Origin of the sequence: Chromobacterium sp. Panama (assembly GCF_003052555.1) — a bacterium.
Lineage (GTDB): Bacteria > Pseudomonadota > Gammaproteobacteria > Burkholderiales > Chromobacteriaceae > Chromobacterium.
Window position 1 is genome coordinate 2,720,108 of record NZ_QARX01000001.1, and the last position, 13,320, is coordinate 2,733,427.

Sequence of the window (13,320 nt, forward strand, 5' to 3'; positions counted from 1 at the left end):
AAACAGAAGGACGCTAAATAATGGAAAACTTCTTCGCCCTACGCCGCCAATTCATGCAGCAGTTCGACATCCCCAGCCCGGCTCAGCCGCAATGGCAGCCGCAGCAGCTGGCGATGTGGGAAACCATGCTGGGCGAAGAGCTGGCGGAATTCCAGCAAGCGCTGGCCGACTACAAGCGCCAGGACGGCGATGAAGCGGAACGCGCGCGGCGGATGGCGGAGCTGCTGGCCGAGGGCGTGGACGTGCTCAATGTGCTCAGCGGCCTGCTGATGTCGCAAGGCCTGCCGCTGGAAGAGATGACGCGGGAGATCCACGCCGCCAATATGCGCAAATGCGTGGACGGCAAGATTGTGCGCCGCGAGGACGGCAAGGTGCTGAAGCCGGCCGGCTGGCGGCCGGCCGACAAGGAAGGAGTGATACGCCGGGCGCTGGAGTCCTGAGAACCTGTTTACGTTCTGCTGCGCGTCGTGAAACGTGACGCGGCGAGTACCGCTTCGAAATACTCATGCACCACGTGTACATTCCGCTTGCTCAGCCGCAACGCCTTGTCTCATCTTAGCTCGCGAGATCGTAAACAAGTTCTGAGAGCCCGATAAAGCCCGCCGCGCGTCGGCGGCAACGGCGCTCAGTGATCCCGCCGCGCGAACAGCCGGGCGATGCCGTGGTAATGCGGCTGGCCATGGCCGACATCCAGCGCATACTCCTCTTGATAGGCCAGCAGGCTCAGCGCCGAGAACTGACGGCGCAGCTCTCCCGGCTGGTAGTAATGCTTGACGTAGGAGGCCGTCTCGCTGGCCACCCGGCCCAGGGCGTCGCACCCCGGATCGTCGACCGTGAACACCGATACGAACAGATGGCCGCCCGGCTCCAGCGCGGCGGCCATCTGGCGCGCCAGCGCCTCGCCCTCGTCCGCACCCAAATGATCCAGCGAAGTATTCGCGACGATCAGCCGGAAACGCCCCGGCTCCAGCTCCAGGCCGGCCAGATCCGCCACCCTGCCGCTCACGTTCAGCCTGCGCTCGTCCGCCGCCTCGCCCAGACTCGCGATCGCCTCCGCCGAACCGTCCACCGCCGTCATCGCGAAGCCCCGCTGAGCCAGAAACAAGGCGTTGCGACCCTGACCGCAACCCAGATCCAGGCCGGCTCCGTCGCCCGCCACATGATATTTTTCCAGATACTGGACCAAGGATGGGGACGGTTTGTCCCCGTAGAAGGACGTGCTCGAACGATACACGCCGTCGAAACCCGCTGCTGTCATGATGATGCCCCCGTCTCGGCTGCCCGCCTACGGCCTACCCCGGCCCGGGTGCGTCCCAGGATACCTGTACGATAAGCCACCTACCCTTTTGGACAGCATAGACGATGTCCCCAGCAAGAACATCCCTATCGATTTAGCTATTCATCAAATCATTTGCGGCAACGCGTGCAAGGACTGCGCCGGCAGCATTTCCAGCAACAGCCAGATCGCGGTACCCGCCAGCATCGCCGCCATGCCGCAATTGAAAACCCTCAACCGGCGCGGCGACGCCAGGAAGCGGCGCGCGGCCACGCCGGACCCCGCCCACAGCGCGATGCACGGCAGGCCGATGACGAAAGTCAGCGCCGCGAACAGCAGGCCGGCATGCCAGGCGTTCATCTTGGCCGGCAGAAACACCATCGCGATATTGAAACCCATCAGCCACACCTTGGGATTCAACCAGTTGAACAGCACCCCGCCCCAAAAACCCATAGGCGCGCCGCCGGACTCGCCCGCGGCCGGCGCCGAGCGCGCCATGCCCCAGGACAGCCACAGCAAATACAAGCAGCCGGCCATGGCCAGGTAAATCTGCACCGAAGCGATGACGGCGACCAGGCTACCCAGGAACACCGTCAACAGGCCCACCTGCACCGACAGGCCCAGCGACATGCCCAGCAAGGCCGGCACCGTGCGGGAAAAACCGTGATTGACCCCGGACGAGGCCAATACCAGATTGTTCGGCCCCGGCGTGATCGACATCACCAACAGATAAGTCACCAACGCAACAAAGTTCATTACCGCTCCAAACCATAGCCAGCGGCCGGACAATCCGGACGCGACATGTTTTCAATGCTGGCCATGATAACGCCGCCGCAGCATCTAATACAGATTCAGAAAAATTGAATTGGAACCATAACAGTTTTACAATTTCAAAACTGTTATGGTCGTTTTTGCGGAAAATTGTACCGATGGCGACCCCCACATCTGTCAGCGAGGCCCCAGCATGAGCGACGAACCCCTCTATCAGCAGTTGGTCAACGAATGGATCACCCTGATCCAGACCGGCGTGGTGCAGCCCGGAGAACGGCTGCCCTCGGTGCGCAAGGCCTGCGAAATGCACAAGGTCAGCCCGTCCACCATCCTGATGACTTACCGCACGCTGGAGGACCGCGGCCTGATCGAGGCGCGGCCGCAATCCGGCTTCTACGTCAAATCCGCCGCCACCCTGCCGCTGCCGCGCATGCGTCGGCAAAGCGCCGCCCACCACGCCGGCGAGGTGGTGGACCAGATCGAAGCGGTGATGACGGCGCAGACGCGGGAGGATTTCATCGACCTGTCCTTGGCCAGCCCGCGCGGCAGCGACTTCTACCCCACCACCCGCTTCAAGCACATCATGGGGCGGCTGCTGCGCCAGCACCCGGAGCTGACCACCGATTACCCGTTTCCGCCCGGCTCGGAACGGCTGCGCCGCCAGATCGCCCAGCGCGCGGTCAGCTGGGGCTGCGTGCTGGCCGCCGAGGACCTGGTGATCACCAACGGCTGCACCGAGGCGCTGCAACTGGCCTTGCGCGCCTGCTGCAAGCCGGGCGACACCGTGGGCCTGGAATCGCCCACTTATTTCGCGCTGCTGCCCACGCTGAAGAACCTGGGCCTGAGCGTGATCGAAATTCCCACCCATCCGGCCAACGGCCTGTCGCTGGACGCGCTGGAACTCTTGCTGTCGGAAAAAAGGCTGAACGCCATCGTGGCCATGCCCACCGTGCACAATCCGCTGGGCTGCACCATGCCGGCCGAGGCCAAGCAAAGGCTGGCGGCGCTGGTCAACGAACACCAGGTGCCGCTGATCGAGGACGTGCCGCACGCCGATCTGCACTACGACGGCGCCACCCCGGACGCGGTCAAGGCCTATGACCGCGACGGCTGGGTGCTGCTGTGCTCCAGCTACAGCAAGACCCTGGCGCCGGGTTTTCGCATCGGCTGGATCGCGCCCGGGCGCTTCTTGCGGGAAGTGACGCGGCTGAAGTTCGCCAGCTCGCTGGCCCAGCCGCGCTTACTGGAGGAAACGCTGGCGGAATATCTGGAAACCGGCGGCTACGACCACCACCTGCGGCTGATCCGCCGCCACTTCATGAGCCAGATGGAAAGGCTGCGCGGCACCGTCGCCAGTTGCTTCCCGGCTCAGACGCGGGCCACCTCGCCGTCCGGCGGCTGCCTGCTGTGGGTGGAGCTGCCCAGCGGCGTGGACACCATGACATTGTTCCAGACGGCGCTGGCCGAACGCATCACCATCGCGCCCGGCACGCTGTACTCGGCCAAGGGGCGCTACCGCAATTGCGTGCGGCTGTCCTGCTGCTATCCGTGGAACCCGGCGTACGAACGCGCCTTGCGGCGCGTGGGGGAACTGGCGGGAGAGATGGCCGACTGAATCAGGCCGGACGGCCGCTACGCGGCGGCTGGGCGCGCACCGCGGCGCGCGAAGAGGACGGCGCGGACGACGGCGCCACCGCCGGCGCGTGCTGCGGCGCGGACGCCGGCGGCGTAGCCTGCGACGGCAACGGACCGCCCGGCTCGCGGCCGGCCGGTTCGCGCGCGAACTGAGTATCGTCCGCCTTGCCCGGCGACAGCCAGCGCACCGCGGACAGATCGCCGTCCACCTTGGCCTTGGCCACGTCCTTGCAGGTCAGACACACCGGCACGCCCTTGCGCGCCTTCAAAGCCTGGTCCACCCGCGCGCCGAACACCACCGCGGACTTTTGCTTCTGCCAGGCCAGCAGCGTTTCGGCCAGCATCGGGAAGGAAGGATCGTCCTGCTTGTAGTGATTGCGGTAAGCGGTCAGCCACAGTTCGCCGGCGGCGTCCTGGTTCAGCAACACGGTCTGATAAGCCACCGTGACCGCGTCGCCGCGGCCCACGGTCTTGGACAGCAGCAAGGCGTCGTCGTTTTTCATGCGCACGCAGCCATGGCTGCGGAAACCGGGCACCGAGCCGGGCGCGTTGGTGCCGTGAAAGCCCAGGCCCAGCTTGGCCTCGCCGAAACGAATGAAGACCGGCCCCAGCGGGTTCTTGGGCCCCGGCGGCACCACGGTCTGCACTTCCTTGCCGCTGCGGCGCATTTCCTCCTGGATGGAGCGCGGCACATGCCAGGCCGGCGCCTTGTAAATGCCGGTAATGTCGAAGCTGCCGATCGGCGTCTGGGTCAGCATCTTGCCCACCGCCACCGGATAGATCTTGGACAGCCTGCCGTCCTGGTACTGGAACAGCCGCGCCTGCGGCAGGTTCAGCACCAAGTGCAGGCCCGCGGGGTTGACCTGCACATCAGGCTCGGGAATCACCGCCGCGCCGACAAACGGCGCCACGCCAAGCCCAAGCCAACCCAACAGCCCAACACATCGCTTCAACATACCGCACCATATCTAAAATCACTATTGTTCGATTCTAACAGAAAGCGTGGGAAAGCAAGATTCTGACTATTACCAAGCCCCTGCCGCCTCCGGGCTGTCGCTAATATTGTCGGTTTTACGCCAGCATAGCCGGCTTGAGCTCAAAACGCAGGCCAATGCGCCAAAACCCAGGCCGCCGCGTACAGGCCCAGGCCGAAACTGGCGTGCGCCGCCAGGCTGCGCCGGCGCGACAGCCATGGCCGCGGCGTTTTCGACGCGAAGAAACCCGCGCCCATCGCCGGCTGCATCAGCAGGAAAGGCGCCGCCGCGCTGGCGAGGCCGAACAAGAGCGCGGGCCCCGGCGTCGGCGCGCGCCACCAAAGCTCGCCGCACGCGGCCAGCAACAACAGCGCGAAGACGACGCCAATCAAATAATGCGCCAGCCAGCCCAGCGCCCGCTCGCCGCGCGCCGGCTCGGCGCGGGCGATGCTTGCGTGGCGGAAGCGGCCGCGCCGCCAATGCGCCACCCAGCGCCCCACCAGAGCGTAATCCAGCGACGGCGTGCCAAAGCTCCGCCGCAGCCAGTACGCCCACGCATCCATCACCACCGTGGCGCCTACGCCCACCAGCGCGCCGCGCGCCAACCATTCCGTCACCGCCTCCATGCCCTCTCCCCATCAACCATTCAATGCCCACGCCGCGCCCGACGCGACGCCGGCGCTGACAAACGCTGATCAATAGATTATCATTAAATAGATTGATTGAATGATATTTTGAAGGCCGTCCATGACCAGCACTCCCCCGCCCGCTCCGGAACGCTTCGCCGACCTGGCAGACCTGGCCCGCACGCTGAGCCACGCCCACCGACTGTTGCTGCTGGAACACATCGCCCAAAGCGAGCGCCCGGTTGAGCGGCTGGCCGAGCTGGCCGGTCTGTCCATCGCCAACGCCTCGCAACACCTGCAACACCTGAAGCGCGCCGGACTGGTCCTATCGCGCCGCGACGGCAAGCGCGTGATGTACCGGCTGGGCGACGGCCCCATTCTGGCCGTGCTGGACGCGCTGCGCCGTCAGGCCGAGCACCGCCGCGCCGCCGTCCGCGCGCTGCTGGACGACGCCGCCGCCCGGCCCGAGACGCTGGACGGCGTCACGCTGGACGAGCTGCTGCGCCGCTTGGGCGACGGCGACCTCATCCTGCTGGACGTGCGGCCGGCGGACGAGTACGCCGCCGGCCATCTGCCCGGCGCGCTCAACCTGCCGCCGGAGCGGTTGGAACACGGCCTGGCACAGCTCCGCGCCGGCGCCGAAATCATCGCCTATTGCCGCGGCCCCTTCTGCGTGCTGTCCACCCAGGCGGTGGCCGCCTTGCGCGCCCGCGGCCTGAACGCCAGGCGGCTGGACAGCGGCTTCCCGCAATGGAAAGCGGCCGGGCTGGAGGTCGAAACCGGCGCGCCGGCCGGCGCGGACAAAAAACCCCTGCGCGTTGCCGGATAATTTGAGAAAATCGCCGCTTTCCGTTTGATTTTCCAAGCAACACCATGACGCACAAACAGACTATCGCTCAGGTCGAGTCGCTGGACCACGAAGGCCGGGGAGTCGCCCACGTCGATGGCAAGACCATCTTCATCGACGGCGCGCTGCCTTATGAAACCGTGGTCTACAGCGCCTATCGCAAGAAGTCTTCCTACGAGAACGCCAACACCAGCCAGGTGCTGAAGGAAAGCTTTCTGCGCACGCAGCCGCGCTGTCCGCATTACGGCACCTGCGGCGGCTGTTCGATGCAGCATGTGGAGTTCTCCGCCCAAGTGGCGGTCAAGCAAAGGGTGCTGGAAGACAATCTGGCCCGCATCGGCCGGGTCAAGCCGCAACAGGTGCTGACGCCCATCGCCGGCCCGGCCTGGCACTACCGCCACCGCGCGCGGATGTCGGCGCGGCTGGTGGAGAAAAAGGGCGGCGTGCTGGTGGGCTTCCACGAGAAGCGCTCCACCTACATCACCGATATGAGCGAGTGCCACATCCTGCCGCGCCATATCTCGGACCTGATCGTGCCGCTGCGCGAGATGATCTACAAGCTGTCGATCAACAACCGCATGCCCCAGGTGGAGCTGGCGGTGGGCGACAAGGTGGACATCCTGGTGTTCCGCAATATGGAAGCCATCAACGACGCCGACCACGCCTTGCTGCGCGCCTTCTCCGACGCCCACGGCAGCAAGGAGCGGCCCTTGCAGATGTGGCTGCAGCCCAAGGGCCCGGACACCTGTTATCCGGTCTACCCGCTGGACGCGCCCAAGCTGACTTACAGCCTGCCGGAATACCGCGTGGAGATGCCCTACTACCCCACCGAGTTCACCCAGGTGAACCCCGAGATCAACGCGGTCATGGTGTCGCGCGCGCTGAAATTCCTGGACCCACGGCCGGGCGAGCGCATCGCCGACATGTTCTGCGGCATCGGCAACTTCACCCTGCCCATCGCCCGTTCCGGCGCCGAGGTGCACGGCATGGAAGGCAGCCAGCCCCTGGTCAAGCGCGCGGTGGAAAACGCCACCCACAACGGCCTGCAGGACAAGGTCAGCTATGAGATGGCCAATCTGTTCGAAGTCACCGAGGAGTCCTTCGCCGCGCTCGGCCGCTTCGACAAGATGCTGGTGGACCCGCCGCGCGACGGCGCAGTGCAGCTGCTGAAGGCCATCACCGAGGACACCGCGCCCAAACGCATCGTCTACGTGTCCTGTAATCCGGCCACGCTGGCGCGCGACGCCAATGTGCTGGTGCACACCAAGGGCTACACGCTGAAGGCGGCCGGCATCATCAATATGTTCCCGCACACCGCCCATGTGGAATCCGTGGCCTGGTTCGAAAAAACCGGCCCGTGCAAGAGCCGCAGCGAAATCGCCGCGATCGAAGCCGCCGAGGAAGCCGAACGCGAGGCGGTGAAAGCGGCGCAGCGCGCCGAGGCGGCGGCGGAAGCCGCCAAGAAGGAGCAGGAGCTGGCTGAAAAGGCCGCGGCCAAGCAGGCCCGCCGCGATTATTATTTCGCCGAACAAGCCCGCCGCGAAGCGGAACAGCAAGCGCAATAGTCCCGCATGCGACAAGCCTCCGGCCATGGCCGGGGGCTTTATTTTTGAGCCGGCCGCGCAGCTTGTTTGATCAAACCGGCTGGTTTGCGACAGCGGATAAGCGCACAGTGGCGGGCGAATGCGTTTTACATGGAAGCGGCAATCGCTTCATGTCAAAATTCGCCGTTCGCCAATCAACAACACAAGCACACACAGCGGGCGCGCCCGCCAACATCGCCGCTCCTGCCTGAAGGACGGCCCATCAAGGCAATAGATATGCACATACTTCAATTCGTCTTCGGACTGCTGGTTGTCTTCCTGCTGACCCAAGTGGTGGCGCGCGACCGCAAGAACATCAAGATCCGCTACGTGCTGCAACTGATCGTGGTGGAGATGGCGCTGGCCTACTTCCTGCTGCACTCCAGCTACGGCCTGACCCTGGTGGGCGGCGTGGCCGGCGTGTTCGATAAATTGATGAGCTACGCCGGCGAAGGCACCAACTTCGTGTTCGGCGGCCTGCTCAATCAGGGCGAGTTCAGCTTCTTCCTCAAGGTGCTGATGCCCATCGTCTACATCTCGGTGCTGATCGGCATCCTGCAGCACATCCGCGTGCTGCCCTGGGTGATACGCGGCATCGGCTGGGTGCTGGCCAAGATCAGCGGCATGGGCAAGATCGAGTCCTTCAACGCCGTCGGCTCCATGATCGTGGGCCAGTCCGAGAACTTCATCGCCTACAAGAACATCATCGGCAGCTTCTCGGAAAAGCGCATGTACACGCTGGCCGCCACCGCCATGTCCACGGTGTCCATGTCCATCGTCGGCTCCTATATGCAGATCATCCAGCCGCGTTTCGTGGTCACCGCGCTGATTCTCAATCTGTTCAGCACCTTCGTCATCCTGTCGCTGATCAACCCCTACGACGCCAGCCGCGACGACGATGAACTGATCAGCGCCGAAGCCGCCCACCGCATGTCCTTCTTCGAAATGCTGGGCGACTACATCATGGCCGGCTTCAAGATCGCTGTGATCGTCGGCGCGATGCTGATTGGCTTCATCGCGCTGATCACCACCGTCAACCACCTCTTCGACGCCGTCTTCGGCGTGAACTTCCAGTATGTGCTGGGCTATGTGTTCTATCCCTTCGCCTGGTTGATGGGCATTCCGGCCGCCGACATCATGCCGGCCAGCAGCATCATGGCCACCAAATTGGTGACCAATGAGTTCGTGGCGATGATGGAATTGAAAAAGCTCACCGCCCAGCTGTCGGAATACACCATAGGCGTGATCTCCATCTTCCTGGTGTCCTTCGCCAACTTCAGCTCCATCGGCATCATCGCCGGCGCGGTCAAGGGCCTGGACGAGGAGCGCGGCAATATGGTGTCCCGCTTCGGCCTGAAGTTGGTGTACGGTTCCACCCTGGTCAGCATTCTGTCGGCGCTGATCGGCGGCCTGGTGCTCTAAACCGGCCCCTCCTCCGCCAACAGGCCCGGTCTATGCCGGGCCTGTTTCATTTCCCGCCTCAAGCCACCTTGTCGAGGAAAATCAGCTTGATCGGCTCAGCCAGCAATTCATCGAAGCGCTTTTCGAAGGCCCGGAAGTAAGGCGCGGCCAAATGCTCGTCCAGCGCGGCGCGGCTGACGAAGGCTTCCCGCATGTAAAAGCTGCCCGGCTCGTCCGTGAGTTCGAACAGGGTGTAATCGAGGTTGCCCGCCTCGCGGCGAGTGGGCTCGACCAAGGCGGTCAGCGCAACGCGAAGCGCTTCGCGCTGGCCCGGCTTGGCCTTGAGCACGGCGATGCTGGTCAGGGGTAATGTCGTCATGATGCGGTTCTCCGTTCTTAGAGCCTGTTCAAAGTCTGCTGCGCTTCGGCGATACGGCGTTGAAACCGAGCTCAAAATGCTCATGTACCGCTTGTACATTCCGCTTTCTCGCTCGTTTTCGCCTTGTCTCGCTCTGGCTCGCAAGACTTTGAACAGGCTCTTGGGATGATGATGCGGCGACGGCGCGCTGGCCTACGCCTCAAACCGTCAGTATGAAGACGCCGCGCAAGGCCAAACAGACCGGCCGCGCGCAGACTCTTTCAATCCGGGTTTGAAAACGCCGCGCCACCCGGCGCCGGGCAATAAAAAAACCCGGCGCAAGCCGGGTTTTCCATCCAGTGCTTCCCGCCCTCACACCTTGGGCCAGGCGATGGGCCGATAATCCGGCAATCCATCCTTGAACGGCGGAATCCGCTCGCCCTCCATCAAGGGACGCACATAGTCGAGGAAGGCCGGCGTCACGCTGAAGCCGTCGGCGCCGATGAACTCCGGCGGCAGCCGCTTCTCCTGATCGCCCACCACCGCCAACGGCACCTCCACCACGTCCCAGCAATAAGGGTGGTTCTGGATGCGCTTGATGCCGGCCATCACGCCGCTCTTGCCGGCCAGCAGCCACTCCACCGCCCGCTCGCCCATGATGTAGGCCTGACGCACATCCATGCTGGAACCCAGATGACCGCCGGCGCGCTGCAGATAATCCACCTGCGCCACGTGCGCGGAAATGCCGCGCTCGCGCAGCAGCAGCTGGGCGATCCAGTGACCGGCGCCGCCCAGTTGCTCATGGCCGTAGACTTCGGATTTCTTGGCCTCGGCGACGAAGCGGCCGTCGGCGTCGGTAATGCCCTCCGCCACCGCGATCGCGCACTGGCCGAAGCGCGCCAGCCTGTCGTCCACCGCGGCGAGGAAACGCTCGGCATTGAAAGCCACTTCCGGCAGCAGCAGCAAATGCGGCGCTTCGCGCTCATTGCGCGCCGCCGCGGCGCAGGCCGCCGCCAGCCAGCCGGTATGGCGGCCCATGGTTTCCATGATGAAGACCCGGCCCCAGCCCATGCTGGTCATGTCCAGCCCCACCTCGCGCATCGCGCTGGCCAGGAATTTGGCGGAGGAGCCGTAGCCGGGGCTGTTGTCGGTGCCCACCAGATCGTTGTCTATGGTCTTGGGAACGCCCACCACTTTGAGCGGATAGCCCATGTGGCGCTCGAACTCCGCCAAACGCTCGGCGCAGCCCAGCGAACCGTTGCCGCCGTTGACCAGCAGATAATGGATGTCGTGCCGGGCCAACACTTCGCGCAGCCGCCGCCAGTCGTCGCCGGCCTCGGCGAAGCTCCCTATCATGCGCCGGCTGACGCCGAAGCTGCCGCCGGGCATGAAGGCCAGTTGGGCGATGGCCTCGTCCGATACCGCGTCGGTATTGCACAAGCGGTCCTCCAGCAGGCCGGCCAGACCGTCGAAAGCGCCGTACATCGACAGGCCGCGCTGGCGCGCGGTTTCTATCGCGCCCTGCGCGGAAGCGTTCAACACCGCAGTCGGACCGCCCGACTGCAAATATACGGCACGGGGTTTGGACATCATCGCCACCTGGAGAAATGGAGAATCAAACGGCGCGGCGCGCGGCCGGGCCGGGAATACCACAAACATACCACTGGCCGGAAAGCCGCCTCAAGCCGGACGGCGCCGCCATTCCCCATTTCCTTGACCGGCGGCAAATCCGCTCGCAAGTTGCCGCCGCGCTACAGGCGGCCTTGGCCCTCCTAATCCCAGCGCGGGCTGAACTCCGGATCGGCCAGCCGCTCGCCGCGCTCCAGGCCGGCGATGGCATCCATATCGGCCTCGCTCAAACTCAGCGTCTCCGCCTGCAGATTGGCGGCCAGATTGGCGCGCCGGGTGGACGATGGAATCACGGCCAGCCCCTGGCGCAACAACCAGGCCAAGGCCAGCTGCGCCGGGCTGGCCCGATGCCGCGCGGCGATTTCGCGCAATAGCGGCTCGTCCATCACCTTGCCGTAAGCCAGCGGCATATAGGCGGTGACCGGCACCCCCTGCTCTCGGCAAAAATCCAGCAGTTTGCGGTTTTGCAGGAAAGGATGCACTTCCACCTGCTGGCTGGCGATCTCCCCCGGCCCCACCGCGGCCAGCGCCCGGCGCAGATGGGCGATGGTGAAATTGGACACGCCTATCCGCCGCGTCAGCCCTTGCTGCTTGGCCAGGGCCAGCGCTTCCATATATTCCGCCACCGGCAGCGCGTCGCCGGGCGACGGCCAATGGATCAGCGTCATGTCCACCTGCTCCACGCCCAGCAAGTCCAGGCTGCGGCGCAGGCTGTCCGCCAGCCGCTCTCGCCCCAGGTTCTCGGTCCAGATCTTGGTGGTGAGAAACACCTGCTCGCGCGGCAAGCCGCTCTGGCGCAGCGCCTGCCCCACCTCGGCCTCGTTGCCGTAAATCTGCGCGGTGTCGATGTGGCGGTAGCCCAGCTCCAACCCGGTCAATACCGAATCCACCACTTGTTGCCCTTCCAGACGGAAGGTGCCCAAACCTATTTTTGGCATATCCATGATGAAACGTCCTTTCAATTGCGCGCCCTATGGCGCTTTATTTCCATTGTCCTGCTCCGGCGGTCAAACCGCCTGCGAACACATTGCCGGCGTCCGCGCCGCGCGGCGGTCCAGCGCGCCGGACCAAGTGGTCAAGGCCAAGGCGGCCAACACCACCAGCGCGCCTATCCACGGCGTGGCCAGCAGGCCCAGCTCCGCCACCACCCAGCCACCGGCCCAGGCGCCGCCGGCGATGCCGACATTGAAGGCGGCGATGTTCAGGCCGGAAGCCACGTTCACCGCCTGTGGCGCGTCGCGTTCCGCCTGCCGCACCACATAGAGCTGCAGGCCGGCCACATTGCCGAAAGCCACCGCGCCCCAGGCCAGCACCGTGACCAGCACCCACGCCGGCGACGGCGCGGTGAAGCTCAGCGCCAGCAGCACCAGCGCCAGCAAGGCGAAGATGATCTGCAAGGCGCGCACCGGCCCCTTGCGGTCCGCCAGCCGGCCGCCCCAGATATTGCCCGCCGCCACCGACACGCCGTACACCAGCATCACCAACCCCACCCGCGACGGCGCGAAACCGCTGACCTGCTCCAGAATGGGCGCCAGATAGGTGAAGGCGATGAAAGAACCGCCGTAGCCCAAGGCCGTCATCGCGTACACCAACAGCAGCCGCGGCCGCTTCAACACCGCCAGCTGCGCGGCCAGCGAGGCCGGCGGCGGTTGGGGAATGTCCTTGGGCACCAGCAGCAGGCTGCCGATGAAGGCCAGCACCCCCAGCATGGACACCGCCAGAAACGTGGCTTGCCAACCCAGGGTCTGGCCGATGAAGGTGCCCAGCGGCACCCCGCTCACCAGCGCCACCGTCAGGCCGCTGAACATCAGCGCGATGGCGCTGGCCGCCTTGTCCTTGCTCACCAGGCCGGTGGCGATGGTGGAGCCGATGGAAAAGAACACCCCGTGCGCCAGGCCGGTCAGCACCCGCGCCGCCATCAGCGCCTGGTAGCCCGGCGCCTGCCAGGCCACCAGATTGCCCAGGGTGAACAAGGCCATCAGCCCCAGCAGCAAGGGCTTGCGCGGCACGCGGCCGGTCAGCGCGGTCAACAGCGGCGCGCCCACCGCCACGCCCAAGGCGTAAAGACTGACCAATAGGCCGGCGGACGGCAGCGACACTCCCAGGCTGGAAGCGATGGTGGGAATCAGGCCCACGATGACGAATTCGGTGGTGCCAATGGCGAAGGCGCTCAAGGTCAGCGCCCATAAGGCAAGCGGCATGGTGTTCTCCCAAAGAAAA

At 65.0% G+C, this 13,320-nt stretch carries 13 protein-coding genes; 5 read left to right on the forward strand and 8 right to left on the reverse strand.

Annotated features, from left to right (window positions below):
- Positions 1–20 precede the first annotated feature (20 nt).
- On the forward strand, positions 21–440 hold the full coding sequence (locus tag DB032_RS12220) for a nucleoside triphosphate pyrophosphohydrolase family protein (protein WP_107799734.1): 420 nt from the start codon (positions 21–23) through the stop codon (positions 438–440).
- A gap of 185 nt (positions 441–625) precedes the next feature.
- On the opposite strand, the gene DB032_RS12225 is transcribed toward DB032_RS12220, so the two are convergent.
- Positions 626–1,258 (reverse strand): bifunctional 2-polyprenyl-6-hydroxyphenol methylase/3-demethylubiquinol 3-O-methyltransferase UbiG, encoded by a 633-nt coding sequence (locus tag DB032_RS12225; RefSeq protein ID WP_107799735.1) that lies wholly within the window; start codon positions 1,256–1,258, stop codon positions 626–628.
- Positions 1,259–1,402: 144 nt separating this feature from the next.
- The gene (locus DB032_RS12230; protein ID WP_107799736.1) at positions 1,403–2,032 is read right to left on the reverse strand and encodes a LysE family translocator; all 630 of its coding nucleotides are present in this window, start codon (positions 2,030–2,032) and stop codon (positions 1,403–1,405) included.
- Between the two features lie 208 nt (positions 2,033–2,240).
- Here DB032_RS12230 and DB032_RS12235 point away from each other — a divergent pair, with 208 nt between their 5' ends.
- Entirely contained in the window at positions 2,241–3,662 is a 1,422-nt protein-coding gene (locus DB032_RS12235; protein WP_107799737.1) for a PLP-dependent aminotransferase family protein, read from the forward strand.
- Position 3,663: 1 nt separating this feature from the next.
- Here DB032_RS12235 and DB032_RS12240 read toward each other — a convergent pair whose 3' ends face one another.
- Positions 3,664–4,638 carry a L,D-transpeptidase gene (locus DB032_RS12240; protein ID WP_107799738.1) on the reverse strand — a complete coding sequence of 325 codons (975 nt, stop codon included), beginning with the start codon at positions 4,636–4,638 and terminating at the stop codon, positions 3,664–3,666.
- 140 nt (positions 4,639–4,778) lie between these two features.
- Positions 4,779–5,282, reverse strand: coding sequence for a DUF2938 domain-containing protein (locus DB032_RS12245; RefSeq protein WP_107799739.1), 504 nt, complete (start codon positions 5,280–5,282; stop codon positions 4,779–4,781).
- 121 nt (positions 5,283–5,403) lie between these two features.
- On the opposite strand from DB032_RS12245, the gene DB032_RS12250 reads away from it, so the two are divergent.
- The 3 genes from DB032_RS12250 to DB032_RS12260 all read left to right on the forward strand — a co-directional run bounded on the left by DB032_RS12250 (position 5,404) and on the right by DB032_RS12260 (position 9,134).
- Positions 5,404–6,111: a metalloregulator ArsR/SmtB family transcription factor gene (locus tag DB032_RS12250; protein WP_107799740.1), complete on the forward strand. Its 708-nt coding sequence runs from the start codon at positions 5,404–5,406 to the stop codon at positions 6,109–6,111.
- Positions 6,112–6,155: 44 nt separating this feature from the next.
- Entirely contained in the window at positions 6,156–7,694 is a 1,539-nt protein-coding gene (rlmD, locus tag DB032_RS12255) for a 23S rRNA (uracil(1939)-C(5))-methyltransferase RlmD (protein WP_107799741.1), read from the forward strand.
- 255 nt (positions 7,695–7,949) lie between these two features.
- Entirely contained in the window at positions 7,950–9,134 is a 1,185-nt protein-coding gene (locus DB032_RS12260) for a NupC/NupG family nucleoside CNT transporter (protein WP_107799742.1), read from the forward strand.
- A 58-nt stretch (positions 9,135–9,192) separates the two neighbouring features.
- On the opposite strand, the gene DB032_RS12265 is transcribed toward DB032_RS12260, so the two are convergent.
- The 4 genes from DB032_RS12265 to DB032_RS12280 form a co-directional block, all read right to left on the reverse strand.
- Positions 9,193–9,492 carry a putative quinol monooxygenase gene (locus DB032_RS12265; RefSeq protein WP_107799743.1) on the reverse strand — a complete coding sequence of 100 codons (300 nt, stop codon included), beginning with the start codon at positions 9,490–9,492 and terminating at the stop codon, positions 9,193–9,195.
- 351 nt (positions 9,493–9,843) lie between these two features.
- Positions 9,844–11,061, reverse strand: coding sequence for a 6-phosphofructokinase (locus tag DB032_RS12270; RefSeq protein WP_107801833.1), 1,218 nt, complete (start codon positions 11,059–11,061; stop codon positions 9,844–9,846).
- A gap of 182 nt (positions 11,062–11,243) precedes the next feature.
- A complete protein-coding gene (dkgB, locus tag DB032_RS12275; RefSeq protein WP_107799744.1) occupies positions 11,244–12,044 on the reverse strand; it encodes a 2,5-didehydrogluconate reductase DkgB in 801 nt (266 codons plus the stop codon).
- A 63-nt stretch (positions 12,045–12,107) separates the two neighbouring features.
- The gene (locus tag DB032_RS12280) at positions 12,108–13,301 is read right to left on the reverse strand and encodes an MFS transporter (protein WP_107799745.1); all 1,194 of its coding nucleotides are present in this window, start codon (positions 13,299–13,301) and stop codon (positions 12,108–12,110) included.
- Positions 13,302–13,320 lie beyond the last annotated feature (19 nt).

Coding starts and splice junctions, on each gene's coding strand:
- DB032_RS12220 (WP_107799734.1), top strand. CDS start 21: ATGGAAAACTTCTTCGCCCTACGCCGCCAATTCATGCAGCAGTTCGAC.
- DB032_RS12225 (WP_107799735.1), bottom strand. CDS start 1,258: ATGACAGCAGCGGGTTTCGACGGCGTGTATCGTTCGAGCACGTCCTTC.
- DB032_RS12230 (WP_107799736.1), bottom strand. CDS start 2,032: ATGAACTTTGTTGCGTTGGTGACTTATCTGTTGGTGATGTCGATCACG.
- DB032_RS12235 (WP_107799737.1), top strand. CDS start 2,241: ATGAGCGACGAACCCCTCTATCAGCAGTTGGTCAACGAATGGATCACC.
- DB032_RS12240 (WP_107799738.1), bottom strand. CDS start 4,638: ATGTTGAAGCGATGTGTTGGGCTGTTGGGTTGGCTTGGGCTTGGCGTG.
- DB032_RS12245 (WP_107799739.1), bottom strand. CDS start 5,282: ATGGAGGCGGTGACGGAATGGTTGGCGCGCGGCGCGCTGGTGGGCGTA.
- DB032_RS12250 (WP_107799740.1), top strand. CDS start 5,404: ATGACCAGCACTCCCCCGCCCGCTCCGGAACGCTTCGCCGACCTGGCA.
- rlmD (WP_107799741.1), top strand. CDS start 6,156: ATGACGCACAAACAGACTATCGCTCAGGTCGAGTCGCTGGACCACGAA.
- DB032_RS12260 (WP_107799742.1), top strand. CDS start 7,950: ATGCACATACTTCAATTCGTCTTCGGACTGCTGGTTGTCTTCCTGCTG.
- DB032_RS12265 (WP_107799743.1), bottom strand. CDS start 9,492: ATGACGACATTACCCCTGACCAGCATCGCCGTGCTCAAGGCCAAGCCG.
- DB032_RS12270 (WP_107801833.1), bottom strand. CDS start 11,061: ATGTCCAAACCCCGTGCCGTATATTTGCAGTCGGGCGGTCCGACTGCG.
- dkgB (WP_107799744.1), bottom strand. CDS start 12,044: ATGGATATGCCAAAAATAGGTTTGGGCACCTTCCGTCTGGAAGGGCAA.
- DB032_RS12280 (WP_107799745.1), bottom strand. CDS start 13,301: ATGCCGCTTGCCTTATGGGCGCTGACCTTGAGCGCCTTCGCCATTGGC.